Origin of the sequence: Spongiimicrobium sp. 3-5 (assembly GCF_046557915.1) — a bacterium.
Classification (GTDB): domain Bacteria; phylum Bacteroidota; class Bacteroidia; order Flavobacteriales; family Flavobacteriaceae; genus JBHEBG01.
Map to the genome: position 1 here is coordinate 1,726,493 of NZ_JBHEBG010000001.1, position 20,264 is coordinate 1,746,756.

The 20,264-nt window shown below is 40.2% G+C and carries 16 protein-coding genes and 1 riboswitch; of the genes, 15 read left to right on the plus strand and 1 reads right to left on the minus strand.

Going from position 1 to position 20,264, the window contains the following annotated elements; genetic code table 11:
- Window positions 1–111 precede the first annotated feature (111 nt).
- From ACEQ81_RS07360 to ACEQ81_RS07375, 4 genes are all read left to right on the plus strand, one after another.
- Window positions 112–1,089, plus strand: coding sequence for a pyruvate dehydrogenase complex E1 component subunit beta (locus ACEQ81_RS07360; protein ID WP_411030205.1), 978 nt, complete (start codon window positions 112–114; stop codon window positions 1,087–1,089).
- 166 nt (window positions 1,090–1,255) lie between these two features.
- Window positions 1,256–3,751 (plus strand): DUF5686 family protein, encoded by a 2,496-nt coding sequence (locus ACEQ81_RS07365; protein ID WP_411030206.1) that lies wholly within the window; start codon window positions 1,256–1,258, stop codon window positions 3,749–3,751.
- 39 nt (window positions 3,752–3,790) lie between these two features.
- Entirely contained in the window at window positions 3,791–4,318 is a 528-nt protein-coding gene (locus ACEQ81_RS07370) for an inorganic diphosphatase (protein ID WP_411030207.1), read from the plus strand.
- Between the two features lie 111 nt (window positions 4,319–4,429).
- On the plus strand, window positions 4,430–6,733 hold the full coding sequence (locus tag ACEQ81_RS07375) for a sodium-translocating pyrophosphatase (RefSeq protein ID WP_411030208.1): 2,304 nt from the start codon (window positions 4,430–4,432) through the stop codon (window positions 6,731–6,733).
- A gap of 102 nt (window positions 6,734–6,835) precedes the next feature.
- On the opposite strand, the gene ACEQ81_RS07380 is transcribed toward ACEQ81_RS07375, so the two are convergent.
- Entirely contained in the window at window positions 6,836–7,450 is a 615-nt protein-coding gene (locus tag ACEQ81_RS07380) for a deoxynucleoside kinase (RefSeq protein ID WP_411030209.1), read from the minus strand.
- 314 nt (window positions 7,451–7,764) lie between these two features.
- Here ACEQ81_RS07380 and metK point away from each other — a divergent pair, with 314 nt between their 5' ends.
- From metK to ACEQ81_RS07435, 11 genes are all read left to right on the plus strand, one after another.
- On the plus strand, window positions 7,765–9,021 hold the full coding sequence (metK, locus tag ACEQ81_RS07385; protein ID WP_411030210.1) for a methionine adenosyltransferase: 1,257 nt from the start codon (window positions 7,765–7,767) through the stop codon (window positions 9,019–9,021).
- A 75-nt stretch (window positions 9,022–9,096) separates the two neighbouring features.
- A riboswitch (SAM riboswitch) is annotated at window positions 9,097–9,207 on the plus strand.
- Between the two features lie 112 nt (window positions 9,208–9,319).
- Entirely contained in the window at window positions 9,320–10,597 is a 1,278-nt protein-coding gene (locus tag ACEQ81_RS07390; RefSeq protein ID WP_411030211.1) for an O-acetylhomoserine aminocarboxypropyltransferase/cysteine synthase family protein, read from the plus strand.
- A gap of 110 nt (window positions 10,598–10,707) precedes the next feature.
- Complete coding sequence (thrA, locus tag ACEQ81_RS07395) at window positions 10,708–14,103, plus strand: bifunctional aspartate kinase/homoserine dehydrogenase I (protein WP_411030212.1); 3,396 nt, start codon at window positions 10,708–10,710, stop codon at window positions 14,101–14,103.
- Between the two features lies 1 nt (window position 14,104).
- The gene (locus ACEQ81_RS07400; protein WP_411030213.1) at window positions 14,105–15,274 is read left to right on the plus strand and encodes a trans-sulfuration enzyme family protein; all 1,170 of its coding nucleotides are present in this window, start codon (window positions 14,105–14,107) and stop codon (window positions 15,272–15,274) included.
- A gap of 74 nt (window positions 15,275–15,348) precedes the next feature.
- Window positions 15,349–15,831, plus strand: coding sequence for a MarR family winged helix-turn-helix transcriptional regulator (locus tag ACEQ81_RS07405; RefSeq protein WP_411030214.1), 483 nt, complete (start codon window positions 15,349–15,351; stop codon window positions 15,829–15,831).
- 11 nt (window positions 15,832–15,842) lie between these two features.
- Window positions 15,843–16,307 carry a GNAT family N-acetyltransferase gene (locus ACEQ81_RS07410; RefSeq protein ID WP_411030215.1) on the plus strand — a complete coding sequence of 155 codons (465 nt, stop codon included), beginning with the start codon at window positions 15,843–15,845 and terminating at the stop codon, window positions 16,305–16,307.
- Window positions 16,308–16,406: 99 nt separating this feature from the next.
- Window positions 16,407–16,823 (plus strand): RrF2 family transcriptional regulator, encoded by a 417-nt coding sequence (locus ACEQ81_RS07415; RefSeq protein ID WP_411030380.1) that lies wholly within the window; start codon window positions 16,407–16,409, stop codon window positions 16,821–16,823.
- Between the two features lie 175 nt (window positions 16,824–16,998).
- A complete protein-coding gene (locus tag ACEQ81_RS07420) occupies window positions 16,999–17,262 on the plus strand; it encodes a DUF2061 domain-containing protein (RefSeq protein ID WP_411030216.1) in 264 nt (87 codons plus the stop codon).
- A gap of 27 nt (window positions 17,263–17,289) precedes the next feature.
- Complete coding sequence (locus tag ACEQ81_RS07425; RefSeq protein ID WP_411030217.1) at window positions 17,290–17,913, plus strand: phosphoadenosine phosphosulfate reductase family protein; 624 nt, start codon at window positions 17,290–17,292, stop codon at window positions 17,911–17,913.
- Between the two features lie 65 nt (window positions 17,914–17,978).
- On the plus strand, window positions 17,979–18,917 hold the full coding sequence (cysD, locus tag ACEQ81_RS07430) for a sulfate adenylyltransferase subunit CysD (RefSeq protein WP_411030381.1): 939 nt from the start codon (window positions 17,979–17,981) through the stop codon (window positions 18,915–18,917).
- 53 nt (window positions 18,918–18,970) lie between these two features.
- Entirely contained in the window at window positions 18,971–20,218 is a 1,248-nt protein-coding gene (locus ACEQ81_RS07435) for a sulfate adenylyltransferase subunit 1 (protein WP_411030218.1), read from the plus strand.
- Window positions 20,219–20,264: the final 46 nt, after the last annotated feature.

Below are 20,264 nucleotides of genomic sequence, written 5' to 3' on the forward strand. Positions count from 1 at the left end.
CATAGTAAATTTTGATACTTTTTTTCCCAAATCGCCCGCAGTAATTGACGGATATTTTCCTATTTTTGCTTGCGTTTTACGGATAAGGACTAATCAATACGCCGGATACTTATGAAAACATTACAATTTAGGCAGGCCATAGCCGAGGCAATGACTGAAGAAATGAGAAGAGATGAATCCATTTATCTTATGGGAGAAGAGGTTGCGGAGTATAATGGGGCTTATAAGGCCTCTAAAGGCATGTTGGACGAATTTGGCCCGGATAGGGTAATTGACACCCCTATTTCCGAACTTGGATTTTCCGGCATTGGTGTGGGATCGGCAATGAACGGCAATAGACCTATCATAGAGTTCATGACCTTTAATTTTGCCTTAGTAGGGATAGATCAGATAATCAACAATGCAGCAAAAATTAGGCAGATGTCCGGTGGGCAGTTTAATTGCCCTATCGTATTTCGCGGGCCTACAGCCTCTGCAGGTCAGTTGGCCGCAACACATTCCCAAGCTTTTGAAAGTTGGTACGCCAACTGCCCGGGTTTAAAAGTAGTGGTACCGTCCAACCCAAACGATGCCAAAGGACTTTTAAAATCCGCCATTCGAGATGATGATCCCGTTATTTTTATGGAGTCTGAACAAATGTATGGAGATAAGGGCGAGGTTCCGGAAGGGGAGTATACCATACCCCTGGGAGTGGCCGAAATAAAAAGGGAAGGTACGGATGTTACCATTGTTTCTTTTGGAAAAATAATTAAAGAAGCCTATACAGCAGCAGATGAGCTTCAAAAGGAAGGCATCAGTTGTGAAATTATAGATCTTCGTACCGTAAAACCTCTAGATTATGAGGCCATTGTTAATTCGGTAAAGAAAACCAACCGACTGGTGGTTTTGGAAGAAGCTTGGCCTTTTGGCAACGTGGCTACCGAGATTACCTACCATATTCAATCCAACGCGTTCGACTATTTGGACGCACCAGTAATAAAAATAAACACCGCAGACACTCCAGCTCCATATTCTCCAGTGCTACTTGCGGAATGGTTGCCAAATCATGAAGACGTTATCAAGGCTGTTAAGAAAGTGTTATATAAATAAGGAAAACCATTTGGTAAAAGTATCTTCGCTTCGTCAAAATAAAATTGACGAAGCTTTTTTAGTAAAAAGGAACACTATTTGATAACAGTATTACCCTAAATCATTTAATCAAACTTTTATGCACCCTCCCACAACGGAGTAAGAGGGTGACGCATTTAACCTATAAATGAAAAAGCTCCTTTTTACTTTCTTTCTAATTACAAGCATATCTGCAATTTCACAGACAAAAGTAAGTGGCATTGTGCAAGACTCCTCCGGAGATCCTATTGCTTTTGCCAACGTCTTGTTCAAAGATTCCTTTGAAGGTACAATTACCAATGAAAATGGGAGGTTCTACCTAGAATCGGATAGCAATTATGAGACTTTGATGGTCTCTTTTATTGGGTACGAATCCAAAGAAATTTCCCTTACCTCCAAGGTGACTTATAAGATGGAAGTTGTTCTTAACGAGGGAAGTGAAAAATTGGATGAGGTAGTGGTTTATGTAGGGAAACAATCAAAAAAGAACAACCCGGCGATAGACATCCTACGAAAGATTTGGGCCAAAAAAAGAGTAAATGGCCTTCGGATGTTTAAACAATACAAGTACGACAAGTACGAAAAGGTAGAGTTTGATCTGAACACCATAGATAGCGCCCTAATAAAAAGTAAGCTTTTTAGGGGGTTGGAATTTATGTTCGATGATTTAGACACTTCACGGATTACAGGCAAGACATATCTGCCAATATTTCTTAATGAAGTAGCCTCAAAGGTATACGGCGATAACCAGTTGGGGGAGGAAAAGGAAGATATACTGGGGAATAAAAATTCGGGTTTCGAAAACAACCAGGCCATTACCGCCTTTATTCAGGACTTGTATTCGGATTATGACGTTTATGACAATTACCTCAAATTTTTTGACAAGAGTTTTACGAGTCCGCTTTCCAAAACAGGAATCGATACGTATAACTATGTGCTTTCAGACAGTACTTTTATAGACAATAAATGGTGTTATAATATTATCTATTACCCGAGACGAAAGAACGAGCTTACGTTTAAAGGCGATTTTTGGGTAAACGATACCACCTACGCCATTAAGAAGATAAATCTTGAGGTTACCAAAAGCGCTAACATTAACTGGGTAAAGGAAATTTATATTGAGCAGGATTTTGAAGTGGTGAATGATTCGGTCTTTCTGTTAAAGCGAGATTATATGCTAAGTGATTTCAGCCTAACAAAAAAAGAGAAATCCAGGGGAATTTACGGTAAAAGAACCACGGTCTACGATAATTACGACTTTAACATTCCAAAACCCAAGGAATTTTATAAAAGTGTTTCAGACCCTTTTGATCCCCTCGTATTTAATAGGGATAGTACCTTTTGGAGCAATAGCAGACTAGAAAGATTGAATAAGGACGAAAAAGGAATCTATCAGCTTTTGGATACTTTAAAAACGGTTCCCAAGTTTAAGACGTACTACAACATTGTGAGTATCCTAAATTCGGGTTATGTAGAAATAGATAAGTGGAATCTGGATCTGGGAGATATTTATAGCACCTTTGGATTTAACGATGCCGAAGGGATTAGATTACGGGCAGGGGCAAGAACCTATTTTGGGCAAAATGATCCATGGCGCTTAGAGGGTTATATGGCCTATGGTTTTGATGACCATAAGTTTAAACATGGTTTTTCAGCAAAATGGTTGGTAGATAGAAAAACAAGGCTTATCCTATCTGGAGGTAACCGAAGGGATGTAGAGCAGTTGGGATTAAGCCTAACGGCCACCAATGATGTTTTGGGAAGGAGTATTGCCTCTTCTTCTGTACTTACTGTAGGTGCCAACGATAGATTGACTAATATTAATCTTACCACCTTTAACGTTGAAATGGAACCCCTTACCAACTTCAGAATTAGGTTTGGGAGTTCTTTCCGAACGCTTAGTTCTGCCCTGCCAGATGCATTTAGCCTGGATTATGTGGATCCTACCACTCCTGGTGGAATAGCCGATGAAGTTAAGCAGTTCGATATAAATACTACTTTAATATATACACCAGGCAAAAGAACTATTGGTTATGGAGTAGAACGCATAAACATTAACGATAATTATAGTACGTTATTACTGAATTATACCAAGGGAATAGATGGCTTTTTAGAAAGCGACTTTGATTATGAAAAGATTCAATTTTCATATAGCCAGCCGTGGCAATTGGGAGGTTTTGGAAGACTTTTTAGTACTGTAGAAGTAGGTAAGACTTTTGGAGCTGTGCCTCTTGGACTCCTAAATGTAATCCCGGGTAACCAAACGTTGTTCTCTATTTACAATACTTTTCCAAACCTAGATTTTTACGAATTTGTAACCGATACTTATGCATCTATACATTTTGAGCACAATTTTAACGGTAGGTTGTTTTCTAGAATTCCGTTGTTAAGAAAATGGAACTTAAGGGAAATAGTCGGATTAAGAGGGGTCTGGGGCGATCTTTCGGACGAGAATATTGCTTTGAACTCCCCTACCAACATTCCCCTTATTGCACCTGCTGATCAAATATATTGGGAATATTCGTTTGGGGTGGGCAACATTTTCAAAATTTTTAGAATCGATTTTAATTTTAGAGGAAATTATCTGGACAATCCCAATGCGAGGCCATTCAGCGTAACAGGATCCTTTGGATTTAGTTTCTGATATAATTTCAAGTATCTTTGCACAACAAAAAAATAGCGTATGGGGTCTGCTGATATTACATCCTTTGATGTTTTGATAGAAATACCAAAAGGAAGTCGAAATAAATACGAATACGATTTTCAACTTAAAAAAATACGATACGACAGGATGATATTTTCATCCATGATGTATCCGGCCGATTATGGCTTTATTCCAGAGACTTTGGCCCTGGACGGGGATCCGTTGGACGTTCTCGTTTTGGTTACGGAACCCACCTTTCCGGGATGTGTCATGGAGGTGAAACCTATAGGGGTTTTCCATATGGCAGACGAAAAGGGTCCGGACGAAAAAGTGATATGTGTGCCCATTTCCGATCCAATTTCTAACCGTGTCAGTGATTTGAACGAATTAAATCCCCATTTAATAAAAGAGATAGAACATTTCTTTAAAGTATATAAAGATTTGGAAAAGAAAAAGGTCGATGTTGGCGGATGGGGAAATGTGGAGGAAGCAAAGGATATCGTGTCCAAATGCATCAAAAGGTTCACAGATAGTGATGTGCCTACCAAAGAGGTAAGCATCAAATAAAAAGTACTTATTTAAATAGTTTGAAGGAGCAATATCATCCATGCGATATTGCTTTTTTTATTCTGATTGATTTCATTACTTTTGCCCCGCTAAATACTTAACAAACAACAAATGGAATCCAATATTATTTTTGTGCCAATAGCATTGGCAATTTTAGGCCTTCTTTTTATGATGATGAAAATGGCTTGGGTAAAAAAACAGGCCCCGGGCAGTGAAAAAATGCAAGGCATCTCCAAAGCTATTAAAGAAGGGGCTTTGGCCTTTCTAAGTGCAGAATATAGATTACTGGCAATTTTTGTGGTAATCGCTTCCTTGGCATTGTTCGGGATTTCAACGATCGTAGAAACTACAAGTTGGATGATTGTGCCTGCATTTATTTCTGGAGCAATTTTATCTGCACTAGCAGGAAATATTGGAATGCGCATAGCCACAGAGGCAAATGCAAGAACAGCAGAGGCGGCAAAAAGCAGCTTACCCCAGGCATTGAAGGTTTCCTTTGGTGGAGGTACGGTTATGGGACTTGGCGTTGCCAGTTTGGCCGTATTGGGTTTAAGTTTGTTCTTTTTTCTGTTTGTTGGTCAGTTTTTAGGTCAGGAAGGATCGTTTTATGATAACATGACTGTTGTATTGGAGACCTTGGCCGGGTTTTCACTTGGTGCGGAATCAATCGCATTGTTCGCACGTGTGGGAGGTGGTATATATACAAAAGCCGCTGATGTTGGAGCCGATTTGGTAGGTAAAGTGGAAGCAGGTATCCCAGAGGATGATCCCAGAAACCCAGCTACTATTGCGGACAATGTTGGCGATAATGTAGGTGACGTGGCCGGGATGGGTGCAGACCTTTTTGGTTCTTATGTAGCAACGGTTTTAGCCTCTATGGTATTGGGCAATTACCTAATTAAGGATATGTCCACAACAACACAATTTACAGATGCATTTAATAATATGGGACCTATCCTATTGCCGGTCGTTATTGCAGGAGTAGGAATCTTGGCTTCCATATTGGGTACTTTTTTAGTGAAGATTTCTAGCAATGATGCCAAGGAATCACAAGTGCAAAAAGCACTGGATCTTGGTAACTGGACAGCTATTGTACTTACATTGATAGCTAGTTACTTTTTGATTGATTGGATGTTGCCCGAAACCATGAATATGAAATTCTTTGGGGAAGGCTATAAAACTATCTCCTCAATGAACGTATTTTGGTCGGCATGTATAGGCCTTGCCGTTGGGGCACTTATCTCAGTGGTAACGGCATATTACACCAGCCTTGGAAAGAAACCCGTTTTGGATATTGTAAAAAATAGTTCAACAGGGGCAGCTACTAATATCATTGCAGGTTTAGCTGTAGGTATGAAATCTACCTTTGCTTCTGTAATCTTGTTTGCAGCCGCAATCTACGGTTCCTATGAACTTGCAGGCTTTTATGGTGTAGCCTTGGCTGCCTCGGCAATGATGGCAACAACTGCCATGCAATTGGCTATTGACGCTTTTGGACCTATTGCGGATAATGCGGGTGGTGTAGCAGAAATGAGCGAATTGGAGCCAGAAGTAAGAGAACGTACCGATATATTGGATTCAGTAGGTAATACAACCGCTGCGGTAGGTAAAGGCTTTGCCATTGCATCCGCGGCCCTAACCGCTTTGGCCCTGTTTGCTGCTTATGTTACGTTTACCGGAATAGATGGTATAAATATCTTTAAGGCCGATGTTTTGGCAATGCTTTTCGTTGGAGGAATGATACCTGTAATATTTTCTGCCTTGGCAATGCAAAGCGTAGGTAAGGCGGCTATGGAAATGGTGCAGGAAGTACGAAGACAGTTTAGGGAAATACCTGGCATTATGGAAGGTACGGGTACACCAGAATATGCTAAATGTGTGGACATTTCCACTAAAGCGGCATTAAAGGAGATGATTTTACCAGGACTTATCACTATCATTACCCCTATCTTCATTGGTCTGTTATTTGGTGCAGAACCGTTAGGGGGTTATATGGCCGGGGTATGTGTGTCGGGTGTAATGTGGGCAATTTTTCAAAATAATGCCGGTGGAGCATGGGACAACGCCAAAAAATCTTTTGAGGCTGGTGTAGAAATTGATGGGGAGATGACCTACAAAGGTTCGGATGCCCATAAGGCAGCAGTTACAGGAGATACGGTAGGAGATCCGTTCAAAGATACATCCGGACCTTCCATGAATATCCTGATCAAGCTAACATGTTTGGTAGGGTTGGTCATTGCGCCAATTTTAGGAAATCATGGCTCGGAAGAGGGGATGGCCGAAAAAACAGAAAAAACCATTTTGGAGGTAAAAACCGAACAAGCTGAAACGGTTGAGCTTGTCAATGCTAAAGAGATTACTAACGAATTGGTTGCCAGCTCGGAGGTTAAGGAAGTGAAAGGAACTGTTGAGTAAAACACTCACTATTTTATAATATAGACAAAGGGGAGCATTCCAAAATGCTCCCCTTTGTTATTTTTACCTTAATCGGTATAGAGTGCCCACAATTCTGGCGCCCTAAAACAATCCATTAATCTCCGCGTCTATTTTGTTGATTACCTGCCCAAGATCCTCGGGCTCGTCCACAAAATTTAAGCTATCCACATCAATGATCAAAAGATTACCTTTTTCGTAGCTATGTACCCAAGCTTCGTAACGTTCGTTCAAACGGCTTAGGTAGTCTATTGAAATTGTATTTTCATAATCTCTTCCCCGCTTATGGATTTGATTCACCAAGTTAGGGATAGAGCTCCTTAAGTATATAAGAAGATCCGGGGGTTGAACCAAACTTTCCATCAACTCGAACAAACTCGAGTAGTTATTAAAATCCCTATTGGTCATTAGCCCCATTGCATGTAGGTTGGGAGCAAATATGTGGGCATCCTCGTAGATGGTCCTATCTTGAATAATATTCTTGCCACTTTCCCTAATCTGTAGAATTTGCCTGTATCTGCTATTTAAGAAATAAATTTGCAGATTAAAGCTCCATCGTTCCATTTGGGTATAAAAATCGTCCAAGTAGGGATTGTCAACAACATCTTCAAAGTGAGCCTCCCATTTATAATGTTTGGAAAGTAGTTTGGTTAATGTGGTTTTTCCTGCTCCTATGTTTCCAGCAACGGCAATGTGCATAAAATACTATTAATTGTTGGTTGGCAATTTAATTTTGGTTGGGCATACAATATACAAGTATCTTATGTAAGAGAAAAAATTTTAGCTTGAAATACGATTAATATTTTTATTTTTTTTGTCCATATTTATTTGCAAATACTTACTTTTGTTCACCAATCGAATTATGAGGGATTTGACTGATTGCAACCTCAAGACCCTGAACTAGTTTCAGGACGAAAATGCTAAAACAGTTCGTCTCAGGATTGTTTCAAAATCCGAGAGCTATTTTCACATGATCTTGCAATCCTACCCTTTTCAAACTAAATAGAATTAGAATGGCATATTTATTTACCTCAGAGTCAGTTAGTGAAGGACATCCAGACAAAATAGCTGACCAAATCAGTGATGCATTGCTAGATAACTTTTTGGCCTTTGACCCAGAAAGTAAAGTTGCTTGCGAAACTTTGGTCACCACAGGACAAGTAGTACTTGCCGGTGAGGTTAAGAGTGGTACCTACTTGGATGTGCAATCTATTAGCCGTGAGGTAATTAACAAAATTGGATATACAAAGGGCGAATATCAGTTCAGCGGAGATTCTTGCGGTGTTATTTCATTGATCCACGAACAATCACAAGACATAAACCAAGGAGTAGATAGGGGGTCCAAAGAAGAACAAGGTGCAGGTGATCAGGGTATGATGTTCGGATATGCCACCAAAGAGACAGAAAATTATATGCCTTTGGCCTTGGATATTTCTCATAAAATACTGCAAGTAATGGCAGATTTAAGACGAGAGAATACTGTCGTTAGTTATTTACGACCCGATGCCAAGGCACAAGTAACCATTGAATATTCGGATACCAACGTGCCACAACGTATAGATACCATTGTGGTTTCTACCCAGCACGATGCTTTTGACAGCGATGATGATAAAATGCTGGCAAAAATTAAACAGGATGTGATCCAAGTTCTAATGCCAAAAGTAATTGCACAGTTTCCACAGCATGTGCAGGATCTTTTCAATGATAAAATTACGTACCATATAAACCCAACTGGGAAGTTTGTAATAGGTGGCCCGCATGGAGATACAGGATTAACAGGTAGAAAAATCATCGTTGATACTTACGGAGGCAAAGGAGCACATGGTGGTGGCGCTTTTAGCGGGAAAGACCCCAGTAAGGTAGATCGTAGCGCTGCCTATGCTGCGAGACATGCGGCTAAGAATTTGGTGGCTGCCGGAGTTGCCGATGAAATTTTGGTACAGGTTAGTTACGCTATTGGGGTGGTAGAACCTACATCTATCTTTGTAGATACCTATGGTACTGCTAAAGTGGGCTTGTCCGATGGAGAGATTGCGGATAAGACCGCGAAACTCTTTGATATGAGACCCTTTGCGATTGAAGATAGACTGAAATTGAGGAACCCAATTTATTATGAATCAGCTGCCTATGGACATATGGGCAAAGAACCCAGAACAGTTGTCAAGGTTTTTGAGTCTCCTTACAATGGCAAGGTGGAAAAAGAGGTAGAACTGTTTACCTGGGAAAAATTGGATGCCTTGGACAAAGTGAAATCCGAGTTTAATTTGTAATTTTTTCAAAAAGATTAGGATATTAAAATTATCCGTACTTATATTTGTAGTTCCAAAGTTCAAACACGTATTGAATAGTTATCAAGAAAGGTGGAGGGAATAGACCCATTGAAGCCTTAGCAACCCTTTGTCCCTAAATACGAAGAAGGTGCTAAATTCTATTCGCTATATGCGAAGAGATAACACCAATTAATTACCTCGGTAGTTTTTTCATTTCTTTTTAACTTTTTGATTTTCACCAATTGCAACGTCCGCAATTGATGGTTTGGCTTTTTAATAATTTAAAAAACTAAAAATCATGAGTGAGCAAAAATTTTCTACCAATGCCCTACACGCCGGACACGATACTACGGTAAACGGCGGAACAAGAGCGGTGCCGATCTATCAAAGCACGGCCTATGTTTTTAACAATTCCGATCATGCGGCTAACCTATTTTCCCTCGCGGAATTTGGAAATATCTATACGCGGATAAATAATCCTACCAACGATATTTTGGAACAGCGCCTTGCCGCTTTGGAAGGCGGAATTGCAGCTATTGTTACCGCATCGGGTACAGCAGCTACCACAACGGCACTTTTGGTGCTTTTAAAGGCTGGTGATCATATAGTAGCTTCTAACAGCTTGTATGGCGGAACATATAATTTGCTTGATGTAACCCTTCCTAGACTAGGTATCACCACAACCTTTGTAGATCCTACGGATGCCAGTAATTTTGGAAAAGCAGTTAAGGAAAATACCAGGGCCATCTTTGTGGAGGCACTAGGAAATCCGAAATTGGACGTTTTAGATCTAAAAGCAATCTCATCCGAGGCAAAAGCCGCCAAGATTCCTTTCATTGTGGATAACACCGTTCCCACACCCGCATTGCTGAACCCAATAGAACATGGGGCCAATATTGTAATCCATTCCTTAACCAAATATATTAACGGAAACGGTACGGCTTTGGGAGGTGCAATAATAGATGCAGGAACCTTTGATTGGGCAAATGGCAATTTTCCAGAGTTTACGGAACCCTCTGCCGGATATCACGGATTGGTATATCATGAAGCTTTAGGAGCGGCCGCTTTCATAGCAAAAGCACGCATAGAAGGGCTGCGCGATTTTGGAGGGGCTTTGAGTCCTTTTAATGCATTTCAGATTATCCAAGGATTGGAAACCTTGGAAGTAAGAATTAAAAAACATAGCGAAAATGCATTGAACCTTGCAAAATGGTTACAAACAAGAGATGAGGTAACATGGGTAAATTATCCCGGGTTGGAAACCAGTAAGTATAACGCCTTGGCCAAGGAATATCTACCAGGAGGGCAAAGCGGACTTGTAACGTTTGGAGTGAAGGGCGGTTTTGAATCTGCCAAGAAAATTGCCGACGAAACCAAATTGTTCTCACTGTTGGCCAATATTGGCGATACTAAATCCCTGATTATACATCCTGCCAGTACAACCCATCAGCAGTTAGACGAAGCGGCACAAGAGTCCACCGGGGTAACCCAAGATTTGATTCGTTTATCTGTAGGATTGGAAAACTTAGACGATTTAAAAGCCGATTTAGAACAGGCGTTTGCGACTATTGGCTAGACCGTTTCATGGATTATTAACTCGTAGCCAAAGACTAATTTATCCCAAGGAGTTTATAGAACACATGCTTTCTAAGAACTTCTTGGGATTCAGAATCAAATTGCACAAAAATGCCCAATAAATTGCACCAGATAGAAATAGGAGACTATACCACAATTAGCGGAGCTACCGGAGATATCTCATTATCTTATCAACTTTTTGGTAAGCCATTGCATACAGCACCCGTAGTTTTGGTAAACCATGCACTTACCGGAAATTCCAATGTTACCGGAGCAGATGGTTGGTGGTCCGCACTAATTGGGGATGGAAAATGTATCGACACTAAAAAATATACGGTACTTGCCTTCAATATTCCCGGGAATGGATACGATGGTTTCGTTATTGAGAACTATAAGGACTATGTTTCGCAAGATATTGCCAAGATTTTTTTATTGGGGCTAAGTGAATTGAAGATCCACAAACTCTACGCGGTTATCGGGGGGTCTTTAGGCGGTGGTATTGCGTGGGAATTGGCCGCTTTGGCCCCCAATTTGATAACCCATCTAATTCCGGTTGCTTCCGATTGGAAATCTACCGATTGGCTGATAGCCAATTGTCAAATTCAAGAACAATTCTTAATCAATTCCAAACAACCGGTACACGACGCCCGTATGCATGCCATGCTTTGTTATCGTACCCCGGAGTCCTTCAAGGAGCGCTTCAAAAGAAGTACCAATGAAGAACTGCAGGTATTCAATGTTGAGAGTTGGCTACTGCATCATGGGGAAAAACTACAAGAACGCTTTCAGCTATCGGCCTATAAATTAATGAATCAATTACTTAAAACTATAGACGTAACCCGAAACGGTGAAGAAGCGTTTATTAACCTACAACAGAGTAATACAAACATCCATATTGTTGGCGTGGATTCGGACCTTTTCTTTACAGCAAAGGAAAATAAGGAGACCTTTAAGAGACTGGCCCAAGCCAATGGTAATGTTACTTATGGGGAAATTCAGTCGCTCCATGGGCACGATGCCTTTTTAATTGAATTTGAGCAAATGCAACGATTGCTAAAAGGGATTTTCCAAAATAACGGAGCTTCCAAAAGGGTAAAAGTTCTAAAATTTGGAGGGAAATCCTTATCCAACGGAGAAGGGATAGACAGTGTATTGAAAATCGTTGAGGCCAAAGTAAAGAATGGAGAAAATATTGCCATAGTATTGTCTGCCAGGGAAAAGGCTACTGATCAGTTAGAAGCCATTCTTGGAAAAGCAGCCGATGGTCTGGACTACAAAAAGGATTTTGAAGATTTTGAAAAGTACCAAAAGCACACTTTTAAAAATGTAAACCTATCCGATGAATTTGCGGAACTGGTAAAACTGTTGGAGGGTGTTGCCTTATTAGGTGATTTTAGTTCTAAAATTAAAGATCAGGTACTCGCGTATGGCGAGCTTATTTCAGCAAAATTAGTTACGAAGCTATTAATAGGAAAAGGAATCAATGCCAAGTTAATTGATGCTAGGGATCTTATTAAAACAGATACTACCTTTGGCGATGCGCAAGTTCTCGAAGCTTTATCCAAAGAAAATATTACACGTGAGTTTTCTAAGTTGGAAGACGATAGCGTACCGGTAATTGCCGGGTTTATAGCCTCAAACATTCATAAGGAGACCACTACCTTGGGAAGAAATGGGAGCAATTATACCGCAGCGTTGTTGGCAAATTTTTTGGATGCCGAAGAGTTTCAGAATTATACCCATGTAGATGGGATATACACTGCCAATCCCGATTTTGTGCCCGATGCACAACGAATCTCCCAACTTTCTTACGTAGAAGCCAATGAATTGGCATCTTTTGGAGCGACCATTTTACATGCAAAGACCATAATTCCACTTATTGAAAAAAACATTCCATTGCGCATTCTTAATACCTTTAATGGTGATGGCGAGGGAACATTGATAAGTGCCAAAACAAGCAAGGACGGTATCAAATCCTTATCGGTTACAGAAAATGTGGCACTCATTAATTTGGAAGGCCGCGGACTTCTGGGAAAAGTAGGGGTAGATGCCCGCATATTTAAAGCACTTAGCCGAAACAATATTAACGTAAGTATTATTTCACAAGGGTCCTCGGAAAGGGGCATAGGATTGGTGGTAGAGGCCGGGAAGGCCTACAAGGGTAAGGAAGCTTTGGAAGCTGAATTTGAGCACGATTTTCAGTCCAGGGACATCAATAACATAAATTTGGTGGAAGAGGTGTCCGTAATCTCAATTGTAGGGCAAGACCTTAGCACCTTTCATAAACCATACAATGCCCTCATAAAAAATAAAGTAGTTCCGTTATTGTTCAACAACACGGTTTCTGGTAAGAACGTTAGTCTGGTGGTAAAAAAAGAGCATTTGCTGAAGGCACTAAATGTAATGCATGGGCAGATATTTGGCGTAGCCAAAAAAATAAATCTCGCCATATTTGGGCATGGCAACGTGGGCGGTACCTTAGTGGATCAGGTACTGAAATCTGCAGAAAGCATATCGGAAAGAAAGGGGATAGACCTAAATGTCTTTGCACTGGCCAATTCTAGAAAGATACTGTTGAACAAGGAAGGGGTTTCTACAAAATGGCGAGCGGACATTAAAGAAAATGGTATTCCGTATTCGCGGAACGATATCTTTGAGTATGCCACCCAACATCACCTAGAAAACCTCATTGCAGTGGACAATACTGCTAGTGAAGATTTTGTTTCCAATTATTTTGATTTTATAGAAAACGGTTTCGATCTGGTATCGTCCAATAAAATTGCGAACACCTTGGGATTTGATTATTACCGATTGTTGCGTGAAGAATTGATCAAAAACCAAAAACAGTATTTGTATGAAACCAACGTAGGTGCAGGCCTACCATTGATAGATACTATTAAATTATTGCATTTATCGGGGGAAAACATAACTCGTATTAAAGGAGTGTTTTCTGGATCTTTGAGCTATATTTTTAACACGTTTTCAGAAGAAGACGTGCCTTTCTCCAAAATCTTGGAGCAGGCCATGGAACAAGGTTTTACCGAACCCGATCCAAGAGAAGATCTCTCCGGAAATGACGTAGGGAGAAAGTTACTGATTTTGGCAAGGGAACTGGATCTAAGCAACGAATTCTCGGACATCCAAATTCAAAATTTAATTCCCATAGGTCTGCAAGAAGGAGATGTTCAACATTTTCTGGCGAATCTGGACGTGTTGGACAGAAAGTTCGAGGAAATAAAACGGCAAAGTCAAAATGGCAATGTACTGCGATATGTGGGGGATCTTTCGGGCGATTTGCAGCAAGAAAAGGGCATTTTGGAAGTAAAATTAATTTCGGTACCCAAGGAAAGTGCTTTAGGTCAGGTAAAAGGATCAGATTCAATAATTGAGATATACACAGAATCCTATGGAGAGCATCCTTTGGTAATACAAGGCGCCGGTGCAGGAGCGGCCGTTACCGCTAGAGGAGTTTTTGGGGATATTTTAAGGATAGCGGAAAAAAGTTAAGATGAGTAAAAAAAACCAGTTTGAAACAGATGCTGTGCGCACGCAATTGGAACGTTCACAATTTTTGGAACATTCTAGTCCCATGTACCTAACATCAAGTTTTGTTTTTGAAGATGCGGAAGATATGCGTGCTTCCTTTGCTGAGGAAAAAGACCGAAATATATATTCTAGATACTCTAACCCCAATTCTTCCGAATTTATAGATAAGGTATGTAAAATGGAAGGCGCCGAGGACGGTTTTGCATTTGCATCGGGTATGGCAGCTGTATTTTCAACATTTGCCGCCCTATTGCAAAATGGTGACCATATCCTTTCTGCACGAAGTATTTTTGGGTCTACCCATAATCTTTTTACACAGTTTTTCCCACAATGGGATATAAGCACCAGTTTTTTTAAGTTCAACGAATTGGATGAGATCGATAAGCTCGTCACCCCACGCACTAAAATTATATATGCCGAATCACCGACCAATCCGGGCGTTGATATTTTGGATATGGAGGCATTGGGCAAAATTGCAAAACGGCACAATCTTTTGCTGGTCATAGACAATTGTTTTGCCTCTCCCTATTTGCAACAGCCAATTAAGTTTGGGGCAGATTTGGTAATACATTCGGGGACTAAGTTAATGGATGGACAAGGACGGGTTTTGGCAGGTATTACGGTCGGCAGAAAGGATCTTATAGATCGGATATACAGATTTGCCAGAATTACGGGGCCTACGCTGTCTCCTTTTAATGCTTGGTTAATATCTAAAAGTTTGGAGACTTTGGCAGTGCGCGTAGATCGGCATTGCGATAATGCATTGAAGCTAGCCACTTTTTTGGAAGACCATGATAAGGTTAACTGGGTGAAATATCCATTTTTAAAGTCGCATCCGCAGTATACATTGGCCAAAAAGCAGATGAGTGCCGGTGGTTGTGTAGTGGCTTTTGAGGTAAAAGGCGGACTAATGGCTGGCCAAAAATTCTTTGATTCCATAAAATTGTTATCCCTTTCTGCCAATTTGGGAGACTCTAGAAGTATAATAACCCATCCAGCGTCTACAACACATAGCAAGTTGTCCTCTGAAGAAAGAGCCATGGTGGGTATCTCCGATGGTACGGTTAGGGTTTCCGTTGGGTTGGAACATATAGATGATATAATAGCGGACATTGCACAGGCTTTAGGGTAAACGAATATTAGAGCATTTTTTTTAGAGTGATCGAAATAAATAATATATTTGCATAAGTACTTATATAAGCAATTATGAAAGATGAGCTAAAAAAGTTGGCCGAATTGGGTCTCGGATCCAGGTTAAACAGGTTAAGCGGTATTGTAATGAAGGAAATACAGTTGGTCTATGACAGGGCAGGGATAGATTTTGATCCCTATCTTTTTCCCATTTTTAAGATAATTACAGACTCCGAAACCGTTACCAACTCGTATATACAGGAGAGCTTGCAATATACACAGCCGGCGATAACACAGGCACTCAATAAACTGACCGATAAGTCCCTGATCAGTTTTAAGACCGATGTTAATGATAAGCGTAAAAAATTGTTTTATCTAACCAAGAAGGGTAGAGAGGCACACAAAAGGATGGTTCCTTTATGGAAGGTGATGGATACACAGGTTAAGGAACTCACAACATTTACTGCGGACAGTCTAACAGCGCACATATCTCATTTAGAAGGTAAGTTACAGGAACAAGCCCTGAGCACTAGGATACTTCAAAATTTTCAACACTAAATTTAAGTAGCATGAAGGATGTTAAAATAATTTCTTTCGAACCAAAATATGCCAAAGATTTTGCACAACTAAATACGGAATGGCTAGAGAAATATTTTGTGGTAGAACCACACGATACCGAACTAATGGAAGCCTGCGAAGAAAACATTATTGACAAAGGAGGGTTTATTTTCTTTGCGCAAGTAGGGGAGTCCATCGCCGGAACATTTTCACTCATTAAATTGGACAATGGGTTCTACGAATTGGGTAAAATGGCAGTTTCGCCAAGTTTTCAGGGGCATAAAATTGGCCAGAAACTTATGCAATTTTGCATAGATTATGCTCGTACGAACGGTTGGGAAAGGTTGGTGCTTTATTCCAATACTATTTTGGAAAATGCAATTTACATCTATCGTAAGTATGGTTTTAAGGAAGTGCCATTGGAAGAAAACCCACCTTATCTTCGCGGAAACATAAAAATGGAACTGATACTTTAGTTTAACAAAGTGGATAAAAGGGGAGAACCATCTAACTTTTGGATCTCTCAAAGCCGTATTCTTGTTGAGCTTTTGAACGATTTTATCTATATTCGTGATATGCTCTCCAAGAAAACAAAATACGGCCTTAAGGCCCTAGCTTTTTTGGCAGTCCAAAAGAAAGAGGAGCCTGTTCAAATTGCTGAAATTGCCAAGCACGAGAATATTTCCCAAAAGTTTTTGGAAAGTATTTTATTAACTCTGCGCAGAACGGGTCTGTTAGGCTCAAAAAAAGGCAAAGGCGGAGGGTATTACCTTATAAAGGACCCCTCCGAAATACCTATGACCACGGTAATACGAGTTTTGGAAGGCCCAATTGCCATGGTGCCCTGCGTTAGCCTAAATTTTTATGAAAAGTGCGATGATTGCCCAGACGAAAATACTTGCGCTGTTAATAAATTAATGCTTCAGGTTAGGGACAGTGCCCTGCAAGTGTACAGGAACAACACCTTGGCAGATATAATTTCAAATTCATAAAATAAATCCAATACCACTAAAAAATCTTTAGAGATAAAGGTTTTTTTTAATTAATCTACTAAAACTATAGGGTAAACATAATATTAATGCTTTTTTAACGTCTACCATAGAGAATTAATGTTATTTTTGTTTTTCCTAGTAAATCTATAGGATAATAATTTAAAAGTAAAATTTTATGATTGCCGATCAATTAGTTCTAAATAAAAGAAACGCAAAAAGCAGTTATGCAACGGATCGTAGAACGGAAAAACCAAAGCGTAGTATTGCCAAATCCATTAGTTGGAGAGTAATAGGTACGTTGGATACCATTTTAATTTCTTGGATTGTCACAGGGACCTTGTCCGTTGCTTTCTCAATAGGTATCGTAGAACTGTTCACAAAAATGGCCCTCTACTTCTTTCACGAAAGATTGTGGAACAACATTGGATGGGGTAAATAGAGTTAAACTAATTGGGAGGAAAAAAACATGGGATTTACAGCGCAACAGATTAGGGATTTAAACATACAATTCAAAGGCATACCTGCCGAAGAAATTATTGCTTGGGCGATCCAAAATGCCAAAAGACCGGTAGTCACAACAAACTTTAGGCCTTATGAGGTGGCAATTCTCCACGCTGTTGCCAACATTAAAGAGGACATCCCCGTAATATGGTGCGATACCGGATATAACACGCCTAACACTTACAAACATGCGGAGGACCTAATCCATAGATTAGGGCTCAATATTAAATTGTACGTACCCAAACAGACCGCTTCCCATAGGGATGCCATAATGGGGATTCCTGGGATAGATGACCCAAATCATAAAAAGTTTACCGAACAAGTAAAGTTGGAACCTTTTAGGAGGGCGTTATCCGAACATACTCCGGATGTTTGGTTTACCAACTTAAGAAAAGGACAAACAGCACTGCGCGATACGCTCGATGTTTTAAGCCTTAGCAAAGATGGGGTACTAAAGGTAAGTCCATTTTATCATTGGAACGATGCGCAATTAGATGTTTACCTTACAGATAGAGGGTTGCCCAATGAACATAAATATTTTGACCCTACAAAAGTCCTAGAGAACAGGGAATGTGGTTTACATACCTAAATAAGTAAAACAATACTTTACGGGCCGGTGCCCTTGAAGTTAAAAAAGATAAAATTTTGAATATACTGGTACCCGAATTGGACACATTGATAAAAGAAGGTAATTCTGCCTCCTTACAGACCAACGCGTTGGAAAGTGAGGCCATTTATATTTTTAGAGAGGTTGTTTCACAATTTGAAAAACCTGTCTTGCTGTTTTCTGGAGGAAAAGACTCCATTACATTGGTAAGACTGGCCCAAAAGGCTTTCTATCCTGCTAAAATTCCTTTTCCGTTGATGCATATAGATACCGGACATAACTTTCCGGAAACTATTGCTTTTAGAGATAGGCTGGTCGAAGAACTGGGAGTAGAACTAATTGTACGAAATGTGCAAGATTCTATAGACCAGGGCAAGGTAGTAGAGGAAACAGGAAAGTATGCAAGCAGAAATGCCTTGCAAACGACAACGCTTTTGGATGCCATAGAGGAGTTTAAGTTTGATGCATGTATCGGGGGTGCCCGTAGGGATGAAGAAAAAGCCAGGGCCAAGGAACGCATATTTTCGGTTAGAGATGATTTTGGCCAATGGGACGAAAAAAACCAGAGACCAGAGCTTTTTGATATGCTCAACGGTAATATAGAAATGGGACAGAATGTTCGTGTGTTTCCAATCAGTAATTGGACCGAATTGGACGTATGGAGTTACATCCAAAAAGAAGATATAGAGATACCATCGATCTACTTTGCCCATAAACGCAATATTTTTGAGCGAGATGGACTAATATGGTCCGCGGAAGACGAAGTGGTCTTTAGGGCCGAGGATGAAATAATTGAAGAAAGAATGGTGCGTTTTAGAACGGTGGGCGATATGTCTTGCACCGCTGCAGTATTATCATACGCGGATACTATAGATAAAGTGGTAGCGGAAATTCGGGAATCCAAAATTTCGGAACGAGGTGCCCGTATAGATGACAAAAGATCGGAAGCTGCCATGGAAAAAAGAAAGCAGCAAGGATATTTTTAAAAGTAACAAGGATTACAAGAAAGAAATACGTTTAGACAATACCAATAAAACAAATGGAAGTACTAAAAATAGCAACAGCAGGAAGTGTGGATGATGGTAAAAGTACCTTGATCGGAAGGTTGCTCTACGATACCAAATCCCTTACGGACGATAAGCTGGAGGCCATAAGGAAAAGTAGCGAAAAATTGGGGTATGATTATTTGGATTTTTCCTTGGCAACGGACGGATTGGTAGCTGAAAGGGAACAGGGCATAACTATTGACGTAGCCCATATCTATTTTTCCACACCCACAAAAAGTTATATCATAGCGGATACTCCAGGACATGTGGAGTACACAAGAAACATGGTAACAGGTGCTTCAACCTCACAAGCGGCCATCATTCTTATAGATGCCAGAAAAGGAGTCATAGAGCAAACATACCGCCATTTTTTCATCAATAATTTACTAAGGGTAAAAAATATTATCGTGGCGGTCAACAAAATGGATCTTGTAGGGTATTCCCAAGATGTCTTCAATACTATTAAACGCGATTTTGAAGGTCTAAACCTTAAAAGTACCTATGCCGAACAACAGCTTAGTTATATTCCCGTAAGTGCACTCAATGGCGATAATGTGGTTGATAAGACCGATGCCATGCCATGGTATGAAGGTGATACCATTTTAGGGCATTTGGAAAACTTGGAAGCCGCTGACGTGTATGATGGAGGACAGGCCCGTTTTCCCATTCAAACTGTAATACGACCCAAAAAGGATGAGTTTCACGATTTTAGGGGTTATGCGGGGAAAATTTACGGAGGAAGTTTAAAAGTAGGCGATAGTGTAACCGTACTTCCGTCTTTAACAAGCTCAAAAATAAAGGAAATTTACTTTTTTGATAAAACCTATGATGAGGCGCAGGCAGGGAGTTCTGTTAGTATTACCCTGGAAGATGATATAAACATAACCAGAGGGGATATGCTCGTGAAGAGCGGGGAATTACCTAAAATAGAAAAGGAAATCAATGCCACGGTCTGCTGGATGGACAATAAGCAATTGTTACCAGGAACAAAATATGTAATTCAGCATAATACCAATAAAGTATTGTCTAAAATTGATGCGGTACAACATGTAATGACCACGGATTTTTCGGGACAAATAGATTCCAATAACAAATTGAATCTAAATGAAATTGGGGAAGTGCGGATAAAACTTAGCAAGCAGATCTACTGCGATGCCTACAAGGACAATAAATATAACGGAGCCTTTATTTTGATAGATACCCAAACCAACGCTACGGCCGGGGTGGGCTTTATCAACTAATCAAAGATAATGTTTAAGAGATATCAGCAAATAAAGAATTAGTTTA